General features: G+C 63.2%; 22 protein-coding genes. All 22 read left to right on the forward strand.

The annotated features are described in order from the left end of the window. Window positions 1-182: 182 nt before the first annotated feature. Window positions 183-1,196, forward strand: coding sequence for a 16S rRNA (cytosine(1402)-N(4))-methyltransferase RsmH (gene rsmH, locus CPI83_RS12460; RefSeq protein ID WP_097388180.1), 1,014 nt, complete (start codon window positions 183-185; stop codon window positions 1,194-1,196). Further along, the gene (locus CPI83_RS12465) at window positions 1,193-1,837 is read left to right on the forward strand and encodes a hypothetical protein (protein ID WP_019748878.1); all 645 of its coding nucleotides are present in this window, start codon (window positions 1,193-1,195) and stop codon (window positions 1,835-1,837) included. The genes rsmH and CPI83_RS12465 overlap by 4 nt, the downstream gene beginning before the upstream one ends. Further along, window positions 1,834-3,708 carry a penicillin-binding protein 2 gene (locus tag CPI83_RS12470; RefSeq protein WP_020908076.1) on the forward strand — a complete coding sequence of 625 codons (1,875 nt, stop codon included), beginning with the start codon at window positions 1,834-1,836 and terminating at the stop codon, window positions 3,706-3,708. The genes CPI83_RS12465 and CPI83_RS12470 overlap by 4 nt, the downstream gene beginning before the upstream one ends. 168 nt (window positions 3,709-3,876) lie before the next feature. Continuing rightward, a complete protein-coding gene (locus tag CPI83_RS12475; RefSeq protein WP_097388181.1) occupies window positions 3,877-5,511 on the forward strand; it encodes a UDP-N-acetylmuramoyl-L-alanyl-D-glutamate--2,6-diaminopimelate ligase in 1,635 nt (544 codons plus the stop codon). Next, window positions 5,508-7,067, forward strand: a complete 1,560-nt coding sequence (murF, locus tag CPI83_RS12480; RefSeq protein ID WP_097387279.1) for a UDP-N-acetylmuramoyl-tripeptide--D-alanyl-D-alanine ligase — start codon at window positions 5,508-5,510, stop codon at window positions 7,065-7,067. Before CPI83_RS12475 ends, murF begins: the two co-directional genes overlap by 4 nt. After that, complete coding sequence (gene mraY, locus CPI83_RS12485; RefSeq protein WP_003941699.1) at window positions 7,064-8,146, forward strand: phospho-N-acetylmuramoyl-pentapeptide-transferase; 1,083 nt, start codon at window positions 7,064-7,066, stop codon at window positions 8,144-8,146. The genes murF and mraY overlap by 4 nt, the downstream gene beginning before the upstream one ends. 5 nt (window positions 8,147-8,151) lie before the next feature. Beyond that, window positions 8,152-9,675: a UDP-N-acetylmuramoyl-L-alanine--D-glutamate ligase gene (gene murD / locus CPI83_RS12490; RefSeq protein ID WP_097387280.1), complete on the forward strand. Its 1,524-nt coding sequence runs from the start codon at window positions 8,152-8,154 to the stop codon at window positions 9,673-9,675. Then, window positions 9,672-11,150 carry a putative lipid II flippase FtsW gene (gene ftsW, locus CPI83_RS12495; RefSeq protein WP_020908072.1) on the forward strand — a complete coding sequence of 493 codons (1,479 nt, stop codon included), beginning with the start codon at window positions 9,672-9,674 and terminating at the stop codon, window positions 11,148-11,150. The genes murD and ftsW overlap by 4 nt, the downstream gene beginning before the upstream one ends. After that, on the forward strand, window positions 11,147-12,316 hold the full coding sequence (murG, locus tag CPI83_RS12500; RefSeq protein WP_021334090.1) for an undecaprenyldiphospho-muramoylpentapeptide beta-N-acetylglucosaminyltransferase: 1,170 nt from the start codon (window positions 11,147-11,149) through the stop codon (window positions 12,314-12,316). Before ftsW ends, murG begins: the two co-directional genes overlap by 4 nt. Beyond that, window positions 12,313-13,821: a UDP-N-acetylmuramate--L-alanine ligase gene (gene murC / locus CPI83_RS12505; protein ID WP_019748871.1), complete on the forward strand. Its 1,509-nt coding sequence runs from the start codon at window positions 12,313-12,315 to the stop codon at window positions 13,819-13,821. The genes murG and murC overlap by 4 nt, the downstream gene beginning before the upstream one ends. Continuing rightward, a complete protein-coding gene (locus CPI83_RS12510; RefSeq protein WP_019748870.1) occupies window positions 13,818-14,624 on the forward strand; it encodes an FtsQ-type POTRA domain-containing protein in 807 nt (268 codons plus the stop codon). The genes murC and CPI83_RS12510 overlap by 4 nt, the downstream gene beginning before the upstream one ends. Window positions 14,625-14,882: 258 nt before the next feature. Then, window positions 14,883-16,070 carry a cell division protein FtsZ gene (gene ftsZ, locus CPI83_RS12515; RefSeq protein WP_003941788.1) on the forward strand — a complete coding sequence of 396 codons (1,188 nt, stop codon included), beginning with the start codon at window positions 14,883-14,885 and terminating at the stop codon, window positions 16,068-16,070. 108 nt (window positions 16,071-16,178) lie between these two features. After that, entirely contained in the window at window positions 16,179-16,946 is a 768-nt protein-coding gene (gene pgeF, locus CPI83_RS12520; RefSeq protein ID WP_051296029.1) for a peptidoglycan editing factor PgeF, read from the forward strand. Window positions 16,947-16,952: 6 nt separating this feature from the next. Continuing rightward, window positions 16,953-17,702 (forward strand): YggS family pyridoxal phosphate-dependent enzyme, encoded by a 750-nt coding sequence (locus CPI83_RS12525; RefSeq protein ID WP_019748868.1) that lies wholly within the window; start codon window positions 16,953-16,955, stop codon window positions 17,700-17,702. 85 nt (window positions 17,703-17,787) lie between these two features. After that, window positions 17,788-18,438 (forward strand): cell division protein SepF, encoded by a 651-nt coding sequence (locus tag CPI83_RS12530; RefSeq protein WP_003941752.1) that lies wholly within the window; start codon window positions 17,788-17,790, stop codon window positions 18,436-18,438. 189 nt (window positions 18,439-18,627) lie between these two features. Further along, a complete protein-coding gene (locus CPI83_RS12540) occupies window positions 18,628-18,906 on the forward strand; it encodes a YggT family protein (RefSeq protein WP_003941780.1) in 279 nt (92 codons plus the stop codon). Window positions 18,907-19,032: 126 nt separating this feature from the next. Next, window positions 19,033-19,860, forward strand: coding sequence for a DivIVA domain-containing protein (locus CPI83_RS12545; protein WP_003941722.1), 828 nt, complete (start codon window positions 19,033-19,035; stop codon window positions 19,858-19,860). Between the two features lie 49 nt (window positions 19,861-19,909). Next, window positions 19,910-20,224 (forward strand): hypothetical protein, encoded by a 315-nt coding sequence (locus CPI83_RS12550; protein WP_020908069.1) that lies wholly within the window; start codon window positions 19,910-19,912, stop codon window positions 20,222-20,224. A gap of 291 nt (window positions 20,225-20,515) precedes the next feature. Beyond that, complete coding sequence (ileS, locus tag CPI83_RS12555; protein WP_097388182.1) at window positions 20,516-23,629, forward strand: isoleucine--tRNA ligase; 3,114 nt, start codon at window positions 20,516-20,518, stop codon at window positions 23,627-23,629. A 68-nt stretch (window positions 23,630-23,697) separates the two neighbouring features. Beyond that, window positions 23,698-24,036 (forward strand): TfoX/Sxy family protein, encoded by a 339-nt coding sequence (locus CPI83_RS12560; protein WP_084326173.1) that lies wholly within the window; start codon window positions 23,698-23,700, stop codon window positions 24,034-24,036. Window positions 24,037-24,072: 36 nt separating this feature from the next. Continuing rightward, the gene (locus tag CPI83_RS12565; protein ID WP_019748863.1) at window positions 24,073-25,437 is read left to right on the forward strand and encodes a DNA polymerase IV; all 1,365 of its coding nucleotides are present in this window, start codon (window positions 24,073-24,075) and stop codon (window positions 25,435-25,437) included. 131 nt (window positions 25,438-25,568) lie between these two features. After that, window positions 25,569-26,060, forward strand: coding sequence for a hypothetical protein (locus tag CPI83_RS12570; protein ID WP_228117853.1), 492 nt, complete (start codon window positions 25,569-25,571; stop codon window positions 26,058-26,060). Window positions 26,061-26,091 lie beyond the last annotated feature (31 nt).

The raw sequence follows: 26,091 nt of genomic DNA on the forward strand, positions 1-26,091 counted from the left end.
CCCCCGGCGAATGCCGCGAGGCCTCTGCCCGGAAAGACCCTGACGCACTTCCCCAGCGCCAGGTTCTCCTTCGGGCAGGGACCTCGAAGCATTCGCCTTCTCGAACAGTCATCGCCTTCTCGGAAAGTCAGCACCTTTTCGAAAAGTCATCGGAAATCATGAAAGTAGGAGCCGGAGCAATCATGGTGGATCACGAGGTGAACGAACCCTCGGATGCCGATGGCTTCGCGCACGTCCCCGTACTTCTGCATCGTGCCGACGATCTTCTCGGCCCTGCCATCACCGCCGTCGGTGACGGTGGCGAAGGCGCATACATGATCGATGCGACGTTGGGGCTCGGAGGCCACTCCGAATTCTTCCTCGGCAAGTACCCGGGCCTTCACCTCATCGGTCTCGATCGCGACACCAACGCACTCCGCATCGCTTCCGAGCGTCTGGCGCCATTCGCGGACCGAACCACGTTCGTGCACACCACGTATGACGGGATCGAAGACGCGCTCGAACAGGCAGGTCTGCCGTCGACGGAGTCGGTTCACGCGATCCTCTTCGATCTGGGTGTGTCGTCGATGCAGTTGGACGAAGCCGACCGAGGTTTTGCGTACTCGATCGACGCCCCTCTCGACATGCGGATGGATCAGACGGTCGGGCTGACCGCGGCAGAGGTCCTGAACACCTACAGTCACGGCGACCTTGCTCGCATTCTGAGCACGTACGGCGAAGAGCGGTTCGCCGGAAAGATTGCGTCCGAGATCCTTCGGCAGCGTGAGCGTGAACCATTCACCACCAGTGCAGCTCTGGTCGAGTTGCTGTACCGAACAATCCCGGCGGCCACGCGGCGTACGGGTGGACACCCGGCCAAGCGCACCTTCCAAGCGCTGCGGATCGAAGTCAATGCCGAGTTGGATTCGCTTCGCGCGGCCGTTCCTGCCGGGCTCGATGCACTGGCAGTCGGTGGGCGAGTGGTGTTCATGTCCTACCAGTCGCTCGAGGATCGAGTTGTGAAGGCGGAGTTGGTTCCCCGCTCGAAGTCCTCCAGTCCCGAAGGTCTACCGGTCGAGTTGCCGGGTATGGGGCCGGAGTTCCGCATTCTCACCCGTGGCGCAGAACGTGCGTCTGAGCAGGAAATCGAAGAGAACCCACGATCAGCTCCGGTGCGTTTGCGTGCCGCAGAACGCATTTCCAGGAGGCGGGCATGAGTCGTCAGGGCAAATCCGGTGCAGCGCAACGCGCATACGACAAGCGCACCGCACGGGCGGCAGGCCGGACCGGAACTGCCGCTGCTGCCGGCCCGTCGATCTCTCCTCGGGCGATGCTCAAGGGGCGGGTACCGTTCGTGGCCTCCGTTATCGGACTTCTGTCCATCGGTCTCGCGGTGACTCTGCTGCTGACCACTCGCGCTGCCGAGGATTCGTACCAACTCAGTGATGCACGTGCATACAACCAGTCTTTGGTCGAGCAGAAAGCAGCGCTCGAACGTGACTTCCAGTCGCGTAACTCGGCTCCGGAGTTGGCAAATCAGGCAAGCGCTCTCGGCATGGTCCCCGCCAAGGACCCTGCACGTCTGGTAGTTCATCCGGATGGTTCGGTCGAGGTCGTCGGAACGCCGACTCCCGCGACTGCCGGCGCGATGCCGCCGCTCGATGCGCCCACATCGGTGCCCGCACCGACCGCGACACCGCCGCGCACCACAACGCCGGTTGTTCCTGGAGCCACGCCGAGCGTTCCGAATAACACGCGAAACCTCGCGCAGAGTGAACAATTGGTTCCTGTGATCCCCACGACGACAGCACCCGCCACCACGACGGCGGTGCCTGCTCCGCCTGAGGAACGTCGGTGAGTCAGAACTCCCGTAACAACCCCGGTCGGCGTCCGCGCCGCTCGGCCACTGCCTCATTTCCGTTTCGTCAGCGAGTCGGTCGTATCACCATGTGTGGTGCGCTCGCCGTTGCGGCATTGCAGCTCTTGTGGATTCAGGGAATCGATGCGCCGAGCCTGGCTGCGGAATCTGCGAATCAACGAACCACGACGCAGGTCGATCCGGCCGTACGCGGCTCGATAACCGATCGCAACGGAAACCCCCTCGCGTTCACCATGGAAGCCAAGGCGCTGACTTTCCAGCCGGTGCGAGTACGCAAGGAACTCGAGGAAGCGCGCGCGAAGAGCATCGAGCAGGGCGCCGAGGGTGACAAGCAGGCGCCGGAAGTCAGCGATCGCCTCGCCGAGATCGCCGCCGGAATCCACGCCAAGCTCGGCGATACCGTTCCGGAAAAAGATCTGCTTCAGAAGATGAACAGCAACGAGACTTTCACGTACCTCGCTCGCAGCGTGGATCCGGCGGTTGCTGCCGAGATCTCGGACAAGTTCCGGGAGGTCGGCCTCGAGCGACAGGACATCCGCGAGTACCCCGGTGGCTCTCTGGCGGCGAATCTCGTCGGCGCGACCGGCTGGGACGGGCACGGTTTGCTCGGCCTCGAAGATTCGATGGACTCCACGCTCGCCGGAACCGATGGATCCGAAACGTACGACCGCGGTTCCGACGGCGCTGTGATCCCTGGTAGCTGGCGTGACAAGCAACCGGCCGTCAACGGTTCGGGTGTCGAGCTGACCATCGATTCGGACCTCCAGTTCTACGTTCAGCAGCAGGTCCAGATCGCCAAGGACAAGTCGGGCGCCAAGAACGCTTCGGTTGTGGTCATGGACTCCAAGACGGGACAGGTGTTGGCCATGTCCAACGACAGCACCTTCAACCCCGCGATCGGCATCGACAAGAACGCGCCGACAGCCGAAATGGGCAATCCGTCGGTCAGCACGCCGTTCGAGCCCGGATCGGTGAACAAGATCGTCACCGCAGCAGCGGCCATCGAGGACGGTAAGACAACTCCGGACGAAGTTCTGCAAGTCCCGGGCAGCATCACGATGTCCGGTGCCACAGTCAAGGATGCGTGGGATCACGGTGTGGCCCCGTATACCTCTACCGGTGTGTTCGGAAAGTCCTCGAACGTCGGCACCTTGATGCTCGCTCAGCGAGTGGGCGAGGATCGCTACGCAGACATGCTGAACAGGTTCGGCCTCGGACAACGCACAGACGTCGGACTTCCCGGCGAGAGCGCCGGCAGCGTCCCGAGTCGCGATCAGTGGTCCGGCGGAACCTTCGCGAACTTGCCGATCGGGCAGGGTCTTTCGATGACAACCTTGCAGATGACCGGGATGTACCAGGCCATTGCCAACGACGGTGTGCGAATTCCTCCGCGAATCGTGAAGTCGACTGTCGATTCTTCCGGCACTCGGACCGAGACGCCGCAGCCCGAGGGTGTCGAGGTGGTCAGCGCCCAGACAGCGTCGACGGTTCGGGACATGTTCCGATCGGTCACTCAGGAAGACACCGGCAACCAACGAGGAACCGGTGTTGCCGCGGGCGTCGAGGGATACCAGGTCAGCGGAAAGACCGGCACCGCGCAGCAAGTGGATCCCGCGTGCAAGTGCTACTCCAACTCCAACTACTGGATCACCTTCGCGGGGATCGCGCCCGCGGACAACCCCCGATTCGTGATCGGAATCATGCTCGACGCACCGGTTCGCGGTGTGGACGGCGGCGGCGGTCAATCGGCAGCACCGTTGTTCCACAACATCGCGTCGTGGATGCTGCAGCGTGACAGCGTTCCGATGTCGCCGGACCCCGGTCGCAAGTTGGTGTTGCAGGCGGACTGATTGCGGTGTGTCGGTTTCGACAGGGTCTTCGGGTGAATCCCGGACACGGTAATCTCAAACGTCGCAGTAACCTCATTCATCGCAGTACGCCGAACTTTGCTTGCGCTGCGACCGCCACAGAACAACGACCGCGATAGAACAACGACAATTGCCAGGAGTCGAGTGACAGTGCCGAATCGTTTGCAATCGTCGAACTCGGACGGCGCTCCCGGGACGCGTCCGACACAACCGGTTGCTACCGCGATCACGGCGCTCTCCGAATTGTCCGGAGCTCGCCTCGAATGGGTCGGGCAACCGGGATCACAGTCGTCGGAGGTCGTCGTCAAGGGCGTCGACCTGCGTGCGCAGGGAATCGTGGCCGATGACCTCTTCGCCGCTCTGCCCGGTGCCAGGACGCACGGCGCTCAGTTCGCCGTCGACGCTCTGGGGCGCGGTGCGACCGCGATCTTGACCGACGAGGCCGGTCTCGAATTGATCGAGGCCGCCGGCAAGGCGCCCGACCGGTCCGTCCCGGTTCTCGTTCATCCGAACCCGCGGGATGTGCTCGGTGAGATCTCAGCGGAGGTCTACGGCCGGCCATCGGAGAAGATGCAGGTCGTCGGCATTACCGGCACATCCGGCAAGACGACGACGTCGTACTTGCTCGAAGCGGCGATTGCCGGAGCCGGCCGCAAGCCCGGTCTGGTTGGCACCATCGAGACTCGGATCGACGGCCGCCGAGTACCCAGCGCTCTGACCACGCCGGAAGCTCCGCAACTCCATGCTCTTTTCGCCGTGATGGCAGAGCAGGGGATCGATACCGTTGTCATGGAGGTGTCCAGTCACGCGCTGGCTCTCGGACGCGTCGACGGCATCCGCTTCGACATCGGCGCGTTCACCAATCTTTCGCAGGACCACCTGGATTTCCATCGGGACTTCGAGGAGTACTTCCAGGCCAAGGCTCGACTGTTCGATCCCGAGTCGACGGTGCGAGCCGAGCATGCCGTCGTCTGCGTCGACGACGTATGGGGTCGACGGATGGCTGAGTTGGCCGCGACCGACGAGAGCGATGCGGTGACCACGGTCTCGACCTCGACGGCCGAGGCCGAGTGGAAGGTCGGCGCCGTCCAGGTTGCCGAGGACGGCTCGCAGACCTTCGAGTTGGTCGGACCGGACGGACAATCGTGGCCCGTCTCGCTTCGCCTCCCCGGTCGATACAACGTGGCCAACGCAGCCTTGGCACTGACTGTCAGCTTCGCGGCCGGACTCGATCCGGACGCTGCTGTTCGAGCACTCGGAACGGTGGATGTCCCCGGACGGGTCCAGCGGATCGACCGTGGGCAGAGCTTCCTGGCAGTCGTCGACTACGCCCACAAACCGGCAGCGCTCGAAGCCGTGATCGCCACCCTGCGCAATCAGGTTCCCGGCCGAGTGGCTGTGGTCGTCGGTGCGGGCGGTGACCGCGACGCCGGCAAACGCACCCTCATGGGCGAAGCTGGTGCGAGGGGCGCAGACCTGCTGATCGTCACCGACGACAACCCGCGCACCGAGGATCCCGCGAAAATTCGCGCTTCGGTTATGCAAGGCGCCATCGACGTTCCCGAATCCGAACGCGGCGAGATTCGCGAAGTGGGGGACCGGGCGCTCGCGATCGAGCAAGCAGTCCGGTGGGCGCAGCCAGGCGACGTAGTACTGGTGGCAGGCAAAGGCCACGAAGTGGGTCAAGAAATCGACGGGGTCAAACACCCATTCGACGACCGCGAGGTGTTGGGCGAAATGATCGGCCGATTCGCGATCAACACAGCACATGGAGGCAAGCAATGATCCCGATGACGCTCTCTCGGATCGCCGAGATCGTCGGAGGAACCCTGCATGACGTCGACGATCCGTCGACTCAGGTGACAGGAACCGTCGAATTCGATTCGCGCAAGGCTGGTCCAGGTGGACTGTTTCTCGCACTCCCCGGCGCACGCGTCGACGGTCACGACCATGCGGAAGCGGCGGTGGCCGCCGGTGCGGTGGCGGTGCTAGCAGCGCGGCCGGTCGGGGTTCCGGCGATAGTTGTCCCGTCGGTACCGAACGACGGTCCGAGCGCTGTGATGTTGCTCGAACATGACACAGACGGATCCGGGGCTGCCGTCTTGCATGCCCTCGGCCTCCTGGCCAGGGCCGTGGTCGACGAACTGGCAGCAGAGGGGTCGGCTTCGGGGGGCGGGCTGACGCTGGTCGGTGTCACTGGTTCGGCAGGCAAGACCTCGACCAAGGACCTGATTGCGGCGCTGCTTCGCGAGCGCGGTGAGGTGGTCGCCCCACCAGGCTCGTTCAACAACGAACTGGGTTTGCCGTGGACTGTGCTCCGCGCCGACGAGAAGACCCGCTTCCTGGTCCTCGAGATGTCGGCCCGTGGGGTCGGTCACGTCGGCGAACTGACCAAGATCGCGCCGCCGAAGATCGGCGTCGTTCTCAATGTCGGCACCGCCCATCTCGGTGAATTCGGTTCGCGTGAAGCGATCGCGGTCGCCAAAGGTGAACTGGTGGAAGCACTCCCGTCGGCAGCCGACGGTGGAGTTGCGGTCCTCAACGCCGACGACCGCATGGTCGCCGCAATGGCGAGTCGAACCAAGGCCCGGATCGTATTCGTCGGTCAGTCCGAAGACTGCGACGTTCGGGGGACCGACGTTGTTGTCGACGACCAGGCCCGGGCTTCCTTCACGCTGAACTGTTCACAGGGTTCTGCGCGTATTCGCCTGGCCGTTCACGGCGAACATCACGTGAGCAACGCTCTTGCCGCTGCGGCCGTCGCACTCGAGAACGGCCTCGCGGTTGCAGACATCGCGCGTGTCCTCGAGGGCACGAAGGCAGCGTCCGCGAGGCGGATGGAAGTCACCGAGCGCGCCGACGGCGTCACCGTCGTCAACGACAGTTACAACGCAAATCCCGATTCCATGCGCGCTGCGCTCAAAGCGTTGGTGTCCATGGCGCGATCGGATCGGCACTTCGGGCGCCGTAGCTGGGCTGTGCTCGGTGAGATGGGTGAACTCGGGCCGGAATCGGTCGTCGAGCATGACGCGATCGGTCGCCTGGCCGTCAGACTAGATGTCAGCAAGTTGATCGTCGTCGGAACGGGCCGCACCTCGCGTGCGATGCATCAAGGTGCGGTGATGGAGGGGTCGTGGGGTGACGAGTCCGTCGTCGTGCCAGACGCAGCTGCGGCAATCGCCATTCTCGAAGCGGAACTCGAACCGGGCGATCTCGTCCTGGTGAAGGCATCCAAGTCGGTTGAACTGTGGACGGTCGCCGAAGCGATTCTGGCCGCAACGTCCAGCGACAACACCGGTGACGCGAACACCGATGGCGAGAACGGCGGGGATTCGCAGTGATCCAGATTCTTCTCGCCGCAGGCATCGCGCTGGCGGTCTCCATCATGCTCACGCCGATCCTGATCAAGGCGTTCTCGAAACAAGGTTTCGGGCAGGAGATCCGAACCGAAGGTCCAGCCAGTCACCAGGCCAAGCGAGGCACTCCCACGATGGGCGGCGTCGCGATCCTGACCGGAATCTGGGCCGGCTATCTCGGCTCACACCTCATCGGTCTCGGAATGGACAACGCGGAGGGGCCATCGGCGTCCGGCCTACTCGTTCTCGGTCTGACCACCGCGCTCGGTGGAGTCGGTTTCCTCGACGACTTCATCAAGATCCGCAAGCAGCGCAATCTGGGACTGAACAAGACCGCGAAGCTGGTCGGCCAGTTCGTCGCTGCCATTGCCTTCGGAATCTTGGCCCTGCAGTTCCGCGGTGACGACGGGCTGACTCCGGGCAGTGTTCATTTGTCGTACGTCCGCGACATCGCCACCGTCTCACTCGGTTCCGTGGTCTTCATCGCCTTTTGCTACCTACTGGTCAGCGCCTGGTCCAATGCCGTCAACCTGACGGACGGCCTCGATGGACTGGCCGCCGGAGCGATGAGTTTCGTTCTCGGCGCCTACGTCATCATCACGTTCTGGCAGTTCCGCTACTCGTGCGAGACGAATCCCGGTAAGGGTTGCTACGACGTCCGAGACCCGCTCGATCTCGCGGTGCTCTGCGCGGCCGGCGCCGGCGCGTGCATCGGTTTCCTCTGGTGGAATGCCGCACCCGCCAAGATCTTCATGGGCGACACCGGTTCTCTTGCCCTCGGCGGCATGCTCGCCGGATTGTCGATCACCACAAGCACGGAACTGTTGATGGTGGTCATCGGTGCACTGTTCGTCGCGGAGGCCGCGTCGGTGGTGATCCAGGTAGCGGTGTTCCGGTCCAGCCGACGGCGGGTCTTCCGAATGGCGCCGTTCCATCACCACTTCGAACTCGCCGGGTGGGCTGAAACCACGGTCATCATCAGATTCTGGTTGCTGGCGGCTATTGCGTCGGCTATCGGATTGGCACTCTTCTACAGCGAATACCTCGCAGCGCTCGGAGGCTGAAAACCATGACCAGCTCAGCGGATTCCGAGAACGACCTGTCCTGGCTCCGCGGTACGCGAGTGCTGGTCGCCGGAGGGCGGGTGTCCGGTCAAGCGACCATCGAACCTCTCGTCGCTCTTGGTGCTGTCGTGACGGTCGCCGATTCGACCTTGGACTTCGCGGAGCGCTGCGCCGAGCTCGGCGCGGACATGGTGACCACCACCTCGATCGAGGATGCTCCGGATTCGATCACCGAGTACGGGCTCGTCGTCACCAGTCCGGGCTTTCGGCCCGATGCACCGATCCTTGCAGCGGCCGCCGGTCACGGGATTCCCATCTGGGGAGACGTCGAGTTCTCGTGGCGCGTCGACCACAGCGGGCACTTCGGCGGTCCCCGTAAGTGGCTCGTCGTGACGGGGACGAACGGCAAGACCACGACGACGTCGATGCTGGCGTCGATTCTCGACGCCGCCGGAGTTGTCGGCCGAGCCTGCGGGAACATCGGGCTTCCGATACTCGACGCACTCGCCGAGACGTCGCCGCGCGTGGAGTACCTCGCTGTCGAACTGTCGTCTTTCCAATTGCACTGGGCGCCTTCGGTGCGTCCGGATGCCGGCGTCGTCCTCAATGTCGCCGAGGATCACCTCGACTGGCACGGCGGAATGAGCGCGTACGCCGAGGCAAAGTCGCGGGCGCTGAGTGGAAAGGTCGCGGTGGTCGGCCTCGATGACGCAATCGCTTCCGAACTGGGAACTCGCGCAACTGCAGACATTGTCACCGGGTTCAGATTGGGTGAACCGGGCGAAGGAGAACTGGGTGTCGAAGCGGGACACCTCGTGGACAACGCTTTCGGCGATCACGTCCGCCTGGCCGAAGCAGCTTCCATAGATCCGGCCGGCCCGGCAGGCGTCATGGACGCGCTGGCCGCTGCCGCTTTGGCGCGGGCACTCGGATTCGAGGCCGACGTCGTCGAACGCGGTCTGGCCGCACACAAGGTCGGCCCACACCGAGGGGCCCTGGTCGGTCGTGTCGGGTCCGTTGTGTACATCGACGATTCCAAGGCCACCAATCCGCACGCAGCCAGGCCGTCGATACTCGCGCACGACCGCGTCGTCTGGGTTGCAGGCGGTCTGCTCAAGGGCGCAAGCGTCGAGCAGTTGGTGAGCGAAGTGGGACCGAGACTGTCCGGCGCCGTTCTTCTCGGCCGTGACGCCGGTGTGATCGAGGACGCGCTGGCGCGACACGCGCCCGATGTTCCCGTGGTGCACGTGCTGTCGGGGGACGATGAAGCGGTGAGCGAAAACAGCAGCAACTCGACTCTCACCATCCGGCTGCCGTCGGGTGCCGACGCGGATGCCGTCATGGCCGCAGTGGTCGTCGAAGCTGCCGAGTTGGCGTCCCCCGGTGATGCAGTTGTATTTGCCCCGGCCGCCGCGTCCTTGGACATGTTCGCCAGCTACGGACATCGTGGTGACAGTTTCGCCGCCGCCGTAGCCGCATTACCCGATCCGTTCACGGATTCGCCTGGCCAAGCCGGGAACTTGCGATGACCAAGGGTCCCAAGACCCGAATCGGTGCCTGGTTGGCGCGGCCGTTGGCGTCGTTCCACCTGGTGGTGACGATTGCCACGATGTTGACTGTATTGGGGCTCGTGATGGTTCTGTCGGCGTCGAGCGTCGAGCAGTACGTGTCCGGTGGCTCGGCATATTCGTTGTTCACCCAGCAGTTGATCTTCGCGATTCTCGGGGCGGTGCTCTTCTACGTCGCGCTGCGGATCCCGGCGAGAGTGCTCCGGCAGTATTCGTTTCCGCTGTTCGTCGTCGTGCTGATCATGCTGGTACTCGTCCTGATTCCGGGAATCGGCACCGAAGCGCAGGGTGCGCGTCGCTGGTTCAACGTCGGTGGATTCTCGGTGCAACCATCGGAAATCATGAAGGTCGCCTTGGCGATCTGGGGCGCGCATCTGTTGGCCTCGAGGCGTCCGGACGACCGATCCGTGAAGTCGATCCTGATTCCGCTCGTGCCCGCTGCGATGCTGGTCTTCGCCTTGGTCGTCGCGCAGCCGAACCTCAGTACGACCATCGCACTGGGAATCATCGTCGGGGCCTTGCTGTGGTTCGGTGGGCTTCCACTGAAACTCTTCGGCTCGATAGCGCTGACAGGCGTTGTCGGCGCCGCTGTCCTGGCCATGACGGCCGGGTATCGATCCGACCGAGTCCAGGCCTTCTTCAACAAGAGCGATGACCTGCAGGGCAACAACTATCAGGCCAAGCAGGCCTTGTATTCGCTCGCAGACGGCGGCTTTTTCGGTCGCGGACTCGGGCAGAGCGTCGCCAAATGGAACTACCTACCGAACGCGCACAACGACTTCATCTTCGCGATCATCGGCGAAGAGCTGGGATTTGTCGGCTGCGCTGTGGTGATCGGTTTGTTCGCTGTATTCGTGTACACGGGATTGCGGATCGCAGCCCGCAGCATCGATCCGTTCTGGCGGCTCCTGTCGGCCACCGCAACTACCTGGATCGTCGGCCAGGCGATGATCAACATCGGTTACGTCATCGGACTGCTACCGGTGACCGGACTCCAGTTGCCCTTGGTCTCCGCCGGTGGTTCGTCCTTGGCGATCACGCTGTTCATGTTCGGGGTCATCGCCAATGCAGCGCGCCACGAGCCAGAAGCAGTTGCCGCTCTGAACTCCGGGCAGGACGGCAAGATCTCGAAGTTGCTCAGACTGCCCAAGCCGGTGCTGTACCACCCGCCGTCAGGGGGCCGGCCTATCCGTCGACCGAAGCCCGCACGACAGATCGAACCGGCACGCGGACGCGACGGCCGGCGCGCGATCGAGACGGGCGATCGACGCAAGCGGGCAGATCAAGGCGCTCGCCCTTCCTCGGATTCCAACCGAGGTGCGGCCGCTGGGTCACGGAAGCGCACCGCGGGAGGGCAGAATGGTCAGCGTCGGCAGGCGCCGACACGTAGGGCACAAGATCCACGAGAAGTTCGAGAGCGAGGAATTCGTAGGTGAGCGGCAACAAATCGGCTCTGTCGGTAGTGGTGGCAGGGGGAGGCACGGCTGGTCACATCGAACCCGCACTTGCGGTCGCGGACGCGGTCAAGGCCGCTCAGCCCGACACCAGGATCACCGCACTCGGGACAGCACGTGGTCTCGAAACCACCTTGGTGCCTGCCCGCGGGTACATACTCGAGCTCATTCCGCCGGTTCCGCTTCCTCGTAAGCCCACGATGGATCTCGTCAAACTGCCGACACGCATCCTCGCCTCGGTGCGCAAGACCCGTGAGGTACTCGATTCCGTCGACGCCGACGTGATCGTCGGTTTCGGTGGTTACGTCGCGCTTCCGGCGTATCTTGCCGCACGTGGCGGTGTTCTTCGGCGCCGCCGCAAGATTCCGATCGTCATCCACGAGGCGAACGCCAGTGCCGGCATCGCGAACAAGATCGGTGCTCGCCTGGCGACGCGGGTGCTTGCTGCTGTTCCGGGTTCCGGAGTGAAGAACCGCGGCGATCAGGACGCCGAGATCGTCGGCATCCCGGTTCGCGCGTCGATCGCCAATTTCGATCGAGCGGGACTCCGCTCGCAAGCTCGCGAGTACTTCGGACTGCCTCAGGACGGTCCCGTTCTGCTCGTCTTCGGCGGATCGCAAGGCGCGAAGTCGCTCAACGACGCGGTGTCCGGAGCAGCGGAAGAACTGGCGAAGGCCGGGATCTCGGTCCTTCACGCACACGGACCCAAGAACTCCCTCGAGGTCACGCAGTACTCGGAGACGGCACCGTATGTGGCTGTACCTTATCTTTCGCGGATGGATCTCGCGTATGCCGCAGCCGACGCGACGATCTGTCGTTCGGGCGCGATGACGGTCGCCGAGGTCTCGGCGGTCGGACTACCGGCCGTTTACGTTCCGCTGCCGCACGGCAACGGTGAACAGGAACTCAACGCGAAACCCGTTGTCGCAGCTGGCGGCGCGATCATCGTCTCCGACAACGAGCTCACGCCGACGTTCGTCGCCGGCACCGTCGTCCCGATGCTGAGCGACAGCGCGCGTCTCGACAAGATGAGCAGTGGCGCTGCCAATGTCGGGCACCGCACGGCGGCAACAGAGATCGCACGGATCGTGCTCGACATCGCGGCAAAGGAAAACGCCGTCCAGGAAAATGCAAGGGGAAACCGATGACCGCGCTGCCCGCCCACCTCGAGCGAGTACACATGGTCGGAATCGGCGGTGCCGGTATGTCCGGCATCGCTCGAATTCTGCTTTCCCGCGGGGGCCTTGTCTCGGGTTCGGACGCCAAGGAGAGCCGAGGAGTCCTGGCGCTTCGTGCACGCGGGGCACAGGTCCGGATCGGCCACGACGCCGATGCTCTCGACCTGCTGCCAGGTGGACCGACCGTCGTCGTCACGACGCACGCAGCTATCCCGAAGGACAACCCGGAACTCGTCGAGGCCGCTCGCCGCGGAATCCCGGTGATTCTTCGGCCGGCTGTCCTTGCATCACTCATGCAGGGCAATCGCACGTTCCTGGTTTCGGGTACACACGGCAAGACGTCGACGACGTCGATGCTCGTGGTCGCCCTGCAGCACTGCGGTTTCGACCCCTCGTTTGCCGTTGGCGGCGAACTCAACGAGGCGGGCACGAATGCCCATCACGGCAGCGGTGACGTCTTTGTCGCCGAGGCCGACGAGAGCGACGGGTCGCTGCTTCAGTACGACCCCAACGTGATCGTCGTGACCAACATCGAGGCCGATCACCTCGACTACTTCGGCAGCGTCGAAGCGTATGTGAAGGTGTTCGACGATTTTGTCGACAAGCTACGTCCGGGTGGACTTCTGATTGCTTGCCTCGACGATCCGGGATCTGCGGATCTCGCGAAGCGAATCGTGGCCTCGGGTCGTTCGGACATCCGTGTGCTCGGTTACGGATCAGCGGATGCGCAGGAAGTAGAAGCGGGCACTGCCTTCGAACCTGTCGACGGCGTCGAGGTCGGAGTCCGACTACTGGGCTTCCATGCACACGACGTCGGGGGAGTCCTGCAGTTCCAACTGGCCGGCGAGAGCGCCGCGCGAACCGTGCGGATGGCAGTGCCGGGTCGGCACATGGCGCTCAACGCACTTGCCGCCCTGCTGGCCGCCCGTGATGCGGGCGCCGAGACCGAGGAGATCGTCGAGGGGCTCGCCGGATTCGGTGGCGTCCACCGCCGCTTCCAGTTCACCGGCCGCGAGCGCGGTGTCCGGGTGTTCGACGACTACGCCCACCATCCGACCGAAGTTCGCGCGGTTCTCGGCGCGGCCGCGGATCTGGTTCGACCGGAAGATGATTCGTCGTCGACCAATTCGGCAGCCGGACGTGTGATCGTGGTCTTCCAACCTCACCTCTATTCGCGCACAGCGGCATTTGCCGTGGAGTTCGCGCAGGCACTGGACTTGGCCGACGAGGTAGTGGTTCTCGATGTCTACGGTGCTCGCGAAGAGCCGATGCCGGGAGTCAGCGGTGCGCTTGTCGCTCAATCGGTCACCAAACCTGTTCACTATCAACCCGATCTGTCGCAGGCACCGAAGCAGGTGGCGGCGTTGGCTCACCCCGGCGACATCGTCATCACGATGGGCGCCGGTGACGTGACCATGCTCGGCAAACAGATCCTCGATGCTTTGCGTTCGGCGCCGCATCCCGCGCCGCGATGACACCCGACGCACGAAGTCGTCGCGGGCGTCGAGATCCTCAGGCCAGGCGAGCCACCAGTACGCGTCGGCGCAGTACTCGCACCGAATCGCGATACTCGACGCGGTCGACGGAGCCGGCTCCCGAACCCACGCCGACTCGTAAGTGGTTCAAGCGACCGCTGATCGTGGCACCGCTGGCAATCGTGCTGGTGGTGGGAATTGCGCTGACGGCCTGGTTGTCTCCGGTGCTCTCGGTCCGGGGCACCGAAGTTCTCGGTGCGACGACGGTCAGTGAGGAACAGATACTTTCGCTCCTGGCAGTACCGACCGGTCAGCCGTTGATGCGGGTCGACACAGGCGCCGCCGCCGCACGTGTAGCGACGATTCCGAAGGTGGCCTCCGCCCGAGTGCAGCGGATGTATCCGTCGACCATTCGCGTCACCGTCACCGAACGGGTACCGGTTGTCTTCGTCGACTCACCCGAGGGGGCACACCTGCTGGACGAGAAGGGTGTCGACTTCGAGATGGGAGTCCCGCCGCCGGGGGTTCCGCGTCTGGTGACACCGACGCCGGGATGGAACGACGAGCCGACGCTTGCCGCGCTCGAGGTGTTGTCGGTGTTGCCGCCGGATCTGAGATTTCAGGTGGGAGAGGTTGCCGCTCGGTCGATTTCGAGTGTCACGCTGACTCTGCTCGACGGTCGCGTCGTAAACTGGGGCGGTGTCGAGCACTCGGATCGTAAGGCTGCCGTGACGCTTCCTCTGTTGACTCAACCGGGGCAGACGTACGACGTGTCCAGTCCTGATCTTCCGACGGTCCGATAGCGCACGGTGCACCCGTGCGCCGGTGCGTGGCAAATACTTCGGTGTGTCTCGGCGCGCCTAATGGCGGAACGCGACGACGGTGCATAGCGTTTCGTTTCAGATCGAATACTTGACATAACTCTAACCCTGTGGTTGAGGTTTAGAGTTTATCTCGAACACCAGCAGTAACAAATACACCAGCAGTTACAAATACAGCAGCAGTAAAAAGACAGCAGCACTGACAAACAGCGTGAAACACGACACGGAAGGCGAGAGCCGATGACGCCCCCGCACAACTACCTCGCCGTAATCAAGGTCGTCGGCATCGGCGGCGGCGGCGTGAACGCAGTCAACCGCATGATCGAACAGGGACTCAAGGGAGTCGAGTTCATCGCGGTCAACACGGACGCGCAAGCCCTTCTGATGAGTGACGCCGACGTCAAGCTCGACGTCGGTCGTGAATTGACCCGTGGCCTCGGCGCCGGTGCTGACCCTGAAGTGGGTCGCAAGGCAGCCGAAGATCACAAGGACGAGATCGAAGAGGTCATCAAGGGCGCCGACATGGTGTTCGTGACCGCAGGCGAGGGTGGTGGCACCGGAACCGGTGGTGCCCCTGTCGTGGCAAGCATCGCCCGGAAGCTGGGCGCACTCACCGTCGGCGTCGTGACTCGGCCGTTCTCCTTCGAGGGCAAGCGTCGTGGGGGACAGGCGGATACCGGAATCCAGGCGCTCCGCGAGTCCTGCGACACGCTGATCGTCATTCCCAACGATCGCCTGCTCCAGTTGGGTGACGCGGCCGTCAGCCTCATGGACGCCTTCCGCAGCGCCGACGAGGTTCTCCTCAACGGTGTCCAGGGCATCACCGACCTCATCACCACCCCGGGTCTGATCAACGTCGACTTCGCGGACGTCAAGGGTGTCATGTCCGGTGCAGGCAGTGCGTTGATGGGCATCGGATCCTCACGTGGTGAGGGACGCGCGATCAAGGCGGCGGAATCTGCGATCAATTCGCCTCTCCTCGAAGCATCGATGGAAGGCGCCCGCGGCGTTCTCCTGTCGATCGCCGGCGGTAGCGATCTGGGCCTGTTCGAGATCAACGAGGCGGCTTCGCTGGTGCAGGAAGCCGCGCACATCGACGCCAACATCATCTTCGGAACGGTCATCGACGATTCACTCGGTGACGAGGTTCGTGTGACGGTCATCGCTGCGGGATTCGACGGAGGAGCTCCGGCTCGTCGTCCCGTGGAGTCGACCGCACAGGGACGTGGAGCTATCGGCGCCGGGCGCGCGGGTGAGGTCGGCCGGTCACCGGTGGCCGCCGAACCTGCTGGCGAGCAGCCGATTTCCGCAGCGCGCGAGACGACGGGTTCGGGTAGCTTGCCTCCGATCGGTGGCCCACGCCATGCGCCGGTCCAGGAAGACGAGGGCGACGACGACGTCGATGTGCCTGTCTTCATGCGTCGCTGACGCAGGGCTACAAACAGTTTCGAGAACAGGGTGCCCGGAATTTCTGGGTACCCTGTTCTTGACTGGATGTCCGGTCACGTCTGAGCCGGACGACAACTTTCGACGTTTGTGAGCACACTTATCTTGAGTACCGAGAAGTCGACCATCCGCACCCGCATTCGCCGCGTCGTGACCAGCCGAGCCGGTGGTGTTTCCGCGTCGCCGTACGAGTCGTTCAATCTCGGCGATCACGTCGGAGACGATCCGGCAGCCGTCGAGGCGAATCGCCGTCGTCTGGCACGCGAAATAGGCGTCGAGCCTGACCATCTCGTGTGGATGGAACAGATCCACTCGCGCAACGTCACTGTCGTGACGGAACCGACCGACGAAGTGATTCCCGTGACGGACGCTCTGGTCACCACCGTTCCCGGCCTGGCGCTCGCCACCCTCAGCGCAGACTGTGTTCCCGTTCTGCTCTCCGACGAGGAGGCCGGTGTGATCGCGGCAGTTCATGCCGGACGGATCGGTGCCCGCATCGGTATCGTCCCGCGTGTCCTCGCGGAGATGGTGCGACAGGGCGCGGACGTCTCACGTATCGGTGCCTTCCTCGGCCCGGCAGCGAGCGGACGCCAGTACGAGGTTCCCGCCGCGATGCGTGCGGACGTGGAAAAGCACTTGCCGGGCAGCGCAACTCGCACCGAGAAGGGCACGCCGGGACTCGATCTGCGTGCGGGACTGCGTAAGCAGTTGCTCGCCGCGGGTGTGTCCGGTGTTGCCGAGGACCCGCGGTGCACGATCGAGGATCGCGCGTTGTTCAGTCATCGCCGAGAATCTCTGACCGGGCGTCAAGCTGCAGTGATCTGGATGGAAGCGCCCGCAGCGCAGGAAACCGTCTAGGCAGAAATGCGCCAGACGGATATGCGGCTGACAGAAATATCGACGGCACTCGACTCGGTGCGTGCGCGGCTGGCGGCCGCCTGCCTTGCCGCCGGTCGTGAAGTTTCCGACGTAGCACTGCTGCCAGTTACCAAATTCTTTCCGGCGTCCGACGCCCGAATCCTGTACGAACTGGGTTGCCGTGAATTCGGTGAGTCTCGTGAGCAGGAAGCAGTGGAGAAGGTCGCGGACTTCGACGGCGCTGCACAGAGCGGCGCGATCGACGATCCGGTTCGCTGGCACATGATCGGGCAGTTGCAGCGCAACAAAGCGCGTTCGGTAGCGAAGTGGGCCTACGCAATTCACTCGGTGGACAGTGCACGACTGGCCGATGCACTCGATCGGGCGGCGCTCGGAGCTTTGTCCGACGGGGAGCGTAAAGCGCCGCTGCGGGTGCTCATCCAGGTAAGTCTCGACGGAGACCCTGCGCGTGGCGGAGTTCCGACGGGAGAGCTAACCCCTCTCGCCGAGCGGATCGAATCAGCCGAAGGTCTCGAATTTGCGGGACTGATGGCCGTCCCGCCACTTGGATCAGATCCGGACGAGCAGTTCGAAATCCTCCGCAGGGCACATCTTTTGATTCTCGAATCGCATCCCCGGGCAACCGAACTCTCGGCTGGCATGACCGGTGATCTGGAGGCCGCAGTGCGCCACGGATCAACGTGCGTGCGTGTCGGAACCGCACTGCTCGGCTCACGACCAGTAATCTCGAGGTGATCGCTCAGGTGATCGCCCAACCCGTCCACACCGCTGCGACCGGTCGCAGTCGGATTGATTCCGCCGCGCCAAGGAAGGTCGATCAATGAGCAACCTGCATAAGTTCAAGGCTTACTTCGGCATGGTTCCCCTCGATGACTACGAGGACGAATACGTGGAGGAGCCCGATCAGGCTCGCCGCGCACCCCGTCGTAGTCACGACGGCTATGCCGAGCGCGACGACCGCGAGTTCGTCGAACCTGCCTTCTCGAAGGCGAGCTACGCGCCCAGTCGTCGTGACGAAGAGGACGCGGAGTTCGATCGCTACGATTCCCGGCCCCGCGTCGACACCGTTCCCAGCCGCAGTAGCCGCCCGGCGATGGCGCCGCGTCCGGCAAGCCGTGGAAACCTCGCGGTCGACGCCCGTGCAGAGCGTCCCGAAGCGCGACGTGCGCCTGTTGTCGATGACGGCGGCCCGCTCGCCAAGATCACGACACTGCGTCCGCAGAGCTACGCAGAGGCCCGCACCATCGGTGAGCGGTTCCGCGACGGCACCCCCGTCATCATGGATCTGGTCGACATGAGCAACGCCGACGCGAAGCGTCTGGTCGATTTCGCGGCCGGCCTGGCGTTCGCATTGCGTGGTTCTTTCGACAAGGTAGCCACCAAAGTGTTTCTTCTCTCACCGGCTGACATCGACGTTTCCGCTGAGGAACGCCGTCGTATCGCGGAGACGGGTTTCTACAGCCAGAAATGATGGTCTCGACCGCAGTCCGGCCCCTGAGCAGGGGTGACGTGAGCACATTCGAACGGCGGCCCGTCTCGGCGGACGCCGCATTCGGACCCATCGCCGGCCGTTACAAGACGGACTCGATGCGGGCCGGTTCCGGAATTGCTGCGGTGTGTCTGTTTTGGACACACCGCAGAAGTCAGGCAGAGTGAGGGTGTGGACGCGCTTCTCTCTGTGATCTATCTGGTGCTGGTTGTCTTCTGGCTGTTGCTGATCGGCAGAGTGATCGTCGAGTTCGTTCGTTCGTTTGCCAGAGATTGGCGACCGACCGGATTGGTCGCAGTCATTCTCGAAACCATTTTTACGATCACCGATCCTCCGGTGAAACTGCTCCGCAGGTTGATCCCCCCGATCAACCTCGGTGGAGTTCGCTTGGATCTATCCATCATGGTCTTGCTTTTCATCGTCATCATCCTGATGTCGGTTGTTCGCTGAGCGCAGTCCGAGTGAGTGGTATGCCAGAATGGAAGCCATAACTCATCCGGTGGTTCGCCACTACGTAGACTGTGTTGCAACTGAATGCTTGCTAGACCGCCAAATGACGCGTGAAGGGATCCTTCCATGCCGCAACTGACTCCAGCTGACGTGCACAACGTTGCGTTCAGCAAGCCGCCTATCGGCAAGCGTGGCTACAACGAGGACGAGGTCGACGCATTCCTCGACCTCGTCGAGCAGGCGCTGTCGCAGCTCATCGAAGAGAATGCGGACCTGCGCCAGCGCGTAGGTGAGCTGGATCAGGAGCTCGCGGCTGCCAAGAAGTCGCCGGCACCTGCTCAGCAGGCAGCACCCGTCGCAGCGCAGCCCAAGCCGGAGCCCGCTCGGGTCGTCGAACCGCCCAAGCCTGCACCCGTTGCAGCTCCGGTTCCCGCCGCCGCTGCCGTTGCAGCGCCGCAGAGTGGCGACACCCACATGCAGGCCGCGAAGGTCCTCGGACTGGCTCAGGAGATGGCGGATCGCCTCACCAACGATGCCAAGACCGAATCCGAGCAGCTGCTCGGCAGTGCTCGCACCAACTCCGAGCAGCTCATGAGCGAGGCTCGCAGCAAGGCCGACGGCATGATCGCGGATGCGCGCAACAAGTCGGAGGCAATGCTGACCGACGCTCAGACTCGCTCTGAGACCCAGCTTCGCCAGGCTCAGGAGAAGGCAGACGCTCTCAAGGCAGACGCCGAGAAGAAGCACACCGAAATCATGGCGACCATCAACCAGCAGCGTTCGGTCCTCGAGGGCCGTATCGAGCAGCTCAAGACGTTCGAACGTGAGTACCGGGTGCGCCTGAAGTCCTACCTGGAATCGCAGCTCGAAGAGCTCGAACAGCGTGGCTCGGCCGTTCCGGTCGACGGTGGACAGGATTCCTACAGCCCGTCCTTCGCCAAGGGAAACAGCTGACCGAGAGCGCCTCGTCGGCTCAGCTATCGGACCGGACAAAGGTTGATACGTGCTGGTCGTGACGTTGGTTCTCGCGGGAGTTGGCTTCGCTCTCCTGATCGTTGCCCTGACCACAGGGTCGCTGATCTGGGCGTGGGCATGTATCGCGATTTGTGTAGCAGGTGCCGTCCTCCTGCTGGTCAGTGCGCTGACCAGCAGGAAGGCGGTTCCTTCGTTGGATGACCCGATATCGGGCAGCGGCGTGTCGTCGCCTTACGGTCGAGTCGAGAGTTCCTCGGATTCCTCGACCGATGATGCAGCTACTGCCAACGACGACAATCAGGGAAACCACGGCGGGTCGCCGGGTGCCCCCGACAAGACCTAGGGCGAGTTCCGACAAGGTCCAGGACGAGTATTAGACTGTCCAACACGAATACCAGGCTGTGATCCGGCAATCACCGGGGAGCTTTCGGAAGAACGGTTGTCGACGCTTTCGTACGTGTCGAGGACCCAGTAGAACCGAACGGGTGAGCCCGTCACAGCTCGATCGAGTGGCAGCTCGAGATCCGGTGTGAAAGCACGGATCTGCGGGGTGCAAACGGGGTGGTACCGCGGTGTCGGCGCACAAGCGTCACGTCGTCCCCGTGCCGAGTCCGACTGGCACGAGGAGATCGCCATGGCGAGTAACGGGTATCCCAAAGTCGACTACGGTGTCCCCGCCGACACCGGAGTCAAGTTCCCCGAACTGGAACAGAAAGTCCTGAAACAGTGGGACGACGACGACACCTTCCGTGCGTCGGTTTCCAATCGGGACGGTAACGAAGAGTTCGTTTTCTACGACGGACCGCCATTCGCAAACGGTTTGCCGCACTACGGCCACCTGCTGACGGGGTACGTCAAGGACCTGGTGCCGCGCTTCCAGACAATGCGTGGACGCAAGGTCGAACGACGCTTCGGCTGGGATTGCCACGGCCTTCCGGCAGAGCTCGAAGCGGAGAAGCAGCTCGGCATCAAGGACAAGGCCGAGATCGAAGTCATGGGTCTGGCCAAGTTCAACGAGTACTGCAAGGCCTCGGTGCTCAAGTACACCGACGAGTGGCGTGACTACGTCACCCGCCAGGCGCGCTGGGTCGATTTCGACAACGACTACAAGACCCTGGACGTCGACTTCATGGAGTCCGTCATGTGGGCCTTCAAGGAGCTGCACGACAAGGGCCTGATCTATCAGGGCTTCCGTGTGCTGCCCTACAGCTGGTACGAGCAGACTCCACTGTCCAATCAGGAGACTCGCCTCGACGATGCGTACAAGATGCGTCAGGATCCTGCAGTCACGGTCGACATGCCGCTGGTCGCTCCGGGTTCACCCCTCGACGGCGCAAACGCGATCATCTGGACCACGACTCCGTGGACACTGCCGTCCAACTTGGCCACTGCGGTTCATCCCGAGGTCGACTACGTCCAGGTGCTCGGCGAGGACGGAAAGCGGTACGTGCTCGCAGAAGCACGGGTAGCTCATTACGCACGTGAGCTGGGGGAGGACCCCGAGGTCGTTTCCCGTCACAAGGGCGCCGAACTGGTCGGACTGTCGTACACACCGCCGTTCGACTTCTTCCTCGGACATCCGAATGCGCACGTCGTGCTCTCGGCGGACTACGTGACAACCGACTCCGGAACCGGAATCGTCCACCTCGCACCGGCTTTCGGTGAAGAGGATATGGACGTGGCCACGGCCAACGGTATCGAGGTCGTACAGCCGCTCGATCCGGGTGGAAAGTTCACCTCGATGGTTCCGCCGTACGAGGGTCTGATGGTGTTCGACGCCAACCCGGTCATCATCAAGGACCTCAAGGCTGCCGGAAAGCTGCTGCGGCACGAGACGATCGAGCACTCGTACCCACACAGTTGGCGCAGTGGGCAGCCGCTGATCTACATGGCGGTCCCCTCGTGGTTCGTCGCGGTCACCAAGTTCCGAGATCGCATGGTCGAGCTGAACAAGGACATCACGTGGGTGCCCGAGCACATCCGTGACGGCCAGTTCGGCAAGTGGCTCGAAGGTGCACGAGACTGGAACATCAGCCGAAACCGCTACTGGGGCAGCCCGATCCCGGTGTGGGTGTCGGACGATCCGCAGTACCCGCGTACGGACGTGTACGGCTCGCTCGATCAGTTGGAGGCAGACTTCGGCGTCCGTCCGACCGATCTGCATCGCCCGATGATCGACGACCTGGTCCGCCCGAACCCCGACGACCCGACCGGGAAGTCGATGATGCGCCGCGTTCCCGAGGTGCTCGACTGCTGGTTCGAATCCGGTTCGATGCCGTACGCGCAGGTGCACTACCCATTCGAGAACCGTGAATGGTTCGAGGGCCATTTCCCGGGCGATTTCATCGTCGAGTACAACGGGCAGACTCGCGGCTGGTTCTACACGCTGCACGTGCTGGCAACCGCACTCTTCGATCGTCCGGCGTTCAAAACCGTTGCTGCGCACGGCATCGTGCTCGGCGACGACGGACTGAAGATGAGCAAGTCCAAGGGCAACTACCCGGACGTGAAGGAGGTGTTCAACCGCGACGGCAGCGATGCCATGCGCTGGTTCCTGATGTCTTCGCCGATCTTGCGCGGCGGAAACCTCATCGTGACCGAGCAGGGCATCCGCGAAGGCGTACGTCAGGCGTTGCTCCCGCTGTGGAACGCCTGGAGCTTCCTGCAGTTGTACGCGCCGGAATCCGGTGTGTGGCGTACCGATTCGGAGAACATCCTCGATCAGTACATCCTGGCCAAGCTCGCTACCACCCGCGACGTGATCACCGAGGCCCTCGAGGTCAACGACATCGCCGGCGCGTGCGACGAGCTTCGGTTGTTCTGTGATGCGCTCACCAACTGGTATGTGCGACGGTCTCGTTCGCGGTTCTGGGACGAGGATCGCGACGCGATCGACACCCTGCACACAGTGCTCGAGGTCGTGACGCGTCTCGCTGCGCCGCTGTTGCCGCTGGTATCCGAGGTGATCTGGCGCGGGTTGACCGGGGAGCGCTCGGTTCACCTGGCTGATTGGCCCGAGGCGTCGGAGCTCCCCGCGAACCCCGAGCTGGTAGCGGCGATGGACGACGTCCGGACCGTGTGCTCCACGGTGCTGAGCCTGCGCAAGGCGCAGAATCTGCGAGTTCGTCTTCCGCTGCCCGAGGTCACGGTTGCGGCGCCGGATGCCGAGCGTCTGCGTCCGTTCCTCGGACTGATTGCCGACGAGGTCAACGTCAAGAAGGTCGATCTGACCGATGACGTCGACGTGCACGGGCGCTTCGAGATCGCGGTCAACGCGCGTGCTGCAGGACCGCGTCTGGGCAAGTCCGTTCAGACTGTCATCAAGGCGGTCAAGGCGGGCGACTGGGCCGAGAACGCGGACGGCGTCGTAGTTGCGGCGGGCATCGAACTGCTGCCCGAGGAGTACACGCAGAAACTGGTTGCAGCCGAGCCTGATTCGACGGCGGCATTGCCAGACGGTGCGGGACTCGTCGTACTCGATTCCGTCGTGACGGAGGAACTCGAAGCCGAGGGCTGGGCGAAGGACCGTATCCGTCAGTTGCAGGATGCGCGTCGTGCCGCCGGTTTGGACGTCTCGGACCGGATCAACGTCGTACTCGAGGTTCCGCAGGACTGCAAGGAGTGGGCGGAGCGTCATCGCGAATTGATCGCCGGTGAGGTTCTGGCCACCTCGTTCTCGGTGGGTGAAGCGGGAGACGACGCCGTCGATCTCGGTGACGGTATCCGCGCCGCGATCACGAAGGTCTAATACCGCCGTAACTACTCCGGCTCCCCGATGAATGTCTGTATGTCAGGGTGCCGGAGTAGTTTGCTCTCATGAGTACGAGCAAGGAAACCGTGGCGAGCATTCTCGAGCAGTTGGAACCGCTCGACGTGCGGGCAAGGGCGATGTTCGGCGAGTACGGATTGTATTGCGACGAGAAGATCGTGGGCTTGATCTGCGGAGACGTTCTGTTCGTCAAACCCACCGAGGTCAGTGCCGAGTTCGGATCAGAGGCCGATCTGGCTCCGCCGTACCCGGGAGCGAAGGATTACTACCGGGTGACGGAGGAACGGCTGCAGGACCTCGATCACCTGCACGCCTTCATTCAACGGACTGCCGACGAACTACCCCTGCCGAAGAAGAAGTCGCCCAAGAAGAAGGCGCGGACGTAGATTCTGCACCTACTTTTGAGAGAACCGTAACGCCCGATGAATCAAGGTGATCCCACACGAAGTCGCAGGTGGGTGCTGCATCTCGACATGGATGCGTTTTTCGCTTCCGCCGAGCAGTTGACGCGTCCCACGCTGCGAGGTCGGCCGGTGCTGGTCGGCGGCTTGGGCGGGCGCGGAGTGGTGGCCGGGGCAAGTTACGAAGCGAGAGTTTTCGGTGCGCGTTCGGCAATGCCGATGCACCAAGCACGCCGGATGGTCGGTGGCGGAGCGGTGGTATTGCCACCGCGGATGTCGTTGTATTCAGTTCTGAGTAAACGCACCTTCGACGCGTTGCGCCTTCGTATGCCGATCCTCGAGCAATTGTCGGTGGACGAGGCATTCGGCGAACCAGTGGAATTGGCCGGAGTCGGCGCCGACGAGGTCCGCGCGTTTTGTGAGGACCTGCGGGCGTTGATCAAAGCCGAGACCGGGTTGGTCGCCTCGATCGGTGCCGGCGCAGGTAAGCAGGTCGCCAAGATCGCGTCGGGACTGGCAAAGCCCGACGGCGTCGCAGTGATTCCTCCCGGGATGCAGCACGAGTTGCTCGATCCACTTCCGGTGCGAAAGCTGTGGGGGATCGGCCCTGTTGCCGAGGAAAAGCTGAAGCGTCTCGGCATCGAAACCATCGGAGGGTTTGCCCGCACTCCCATAGCGGAGGTGGCGTCGATACTCGGAACCACTGTCGGACCGGGGTTGCATCGGCTCGCGCAGGGGATCGACGATCGGCCGGTCGCGGAGCGTGCCGAATCCAAGCAGATCAGCGCGGAATCCACGTTCGCCGCAGACATCGTCACTATGGCGCAACTGCGCGCGGCCGTCGAAAGTAGTGGTCGCGCAGCATTTTCCAGGCTGGAGAAGGACGGAAGAGCAGCTCGCACCGTCGTACTGAAGCTCAAGAAGTCCGATATGAGCATTCTGACGCGATCCGTGACGTTGCCGTTTGCCACCATCGACCGCCAAATCCTTGTCGCGACTGCGCAGAAACAGGTCATCGACCCGCAGGAATTGGGGCCGATTCGCCTCGTCGGTGTGGGATTCGCCGGTTTGTCCACCGTTCGGCAAGGATCACTTTTTCCCGAGTTGGATCAGGATGTTCCCGGCTATCCGGTCGAGACTCTCACGGGCGCCCTCGATGAGGCCGAACTCGACGTTCCGGTGGCCGCACGCGTCCCTCAGCGCTACTGGCACCCTGGTTTGGACGTGAAGCATCCAGAATACGGACACGGTTGGGTGCAAGGCGCCGGGCACGGAGTGGTGACAGTTCGCTTCGAAACCCGTTCCAGCGGAACGGGAATAGCCAAAACCTTCGCCGAATCGGATGAGGTGCTCGAGGTAGCAGATGCGGTCGACAGCCTTCTCTGAGGATGTCCTTAGACTTTTTCCGCTTACCGTTGGGTAATGTTGTCGACGATCCTCGAGCAAGCACGATGTTCGACTGACGCTCGAATGTGAACACCCGAATGGATAGGACTGAGAAGTTGAAGCTTCAGAAGATGACCGTTGCAGCCGTGGCGATCGCAGCAGCCCTGACGATGACCGCTTGTGGCTCGGATGACAAGACCGACTCACCCACCACGACGTCCAAGAGTGCGACGGCCACCACCAGCACCACGGACGTTGCAGCTCCCGAGCTCCCGACGTCTGCTGAGCTCAACGGCAAGGTCGCTCAGGCACTCGACGAGACCGTTCCGGCCGCAGACAAGGTCAACCTCGTCCAGGGCGCCGAGCAGGATCCCGAGCTGATCAACCAGGTCGCCGCTGCCGCCAAGGCTGCCGGCGCGCAGGTCGAGATCCTCGACCCGGTCACCGACACGGGTAGCGAGACGGCCGCAGCTTCGCTGAACATCGTCGTCAACGGCCAGCCGCTGCAGCAGGGTCTGCAGGCTTCGTTCGTCTACGAGGACGGCGTCTGGAAGCTCTCGAAGACCACCGCTTGCCAGATCGTGGGCGTTGCAGGTCTGACCTCGCCTGCTTGCGCTGCTTGATCTCTGCGCAACACCTGAAACACCAGAGCGG

The sequence above is a fragment of the Rhodococcus sp. H-CA8f genome (assembly GCF_002501585.1).
Lineage (GTDB): Bacteria > Actinomycetota > Actinomycetes > Mycobacteriales > Mycobacteriaceae > Rhodococcus_F > Rhodococcus_F erythropolis.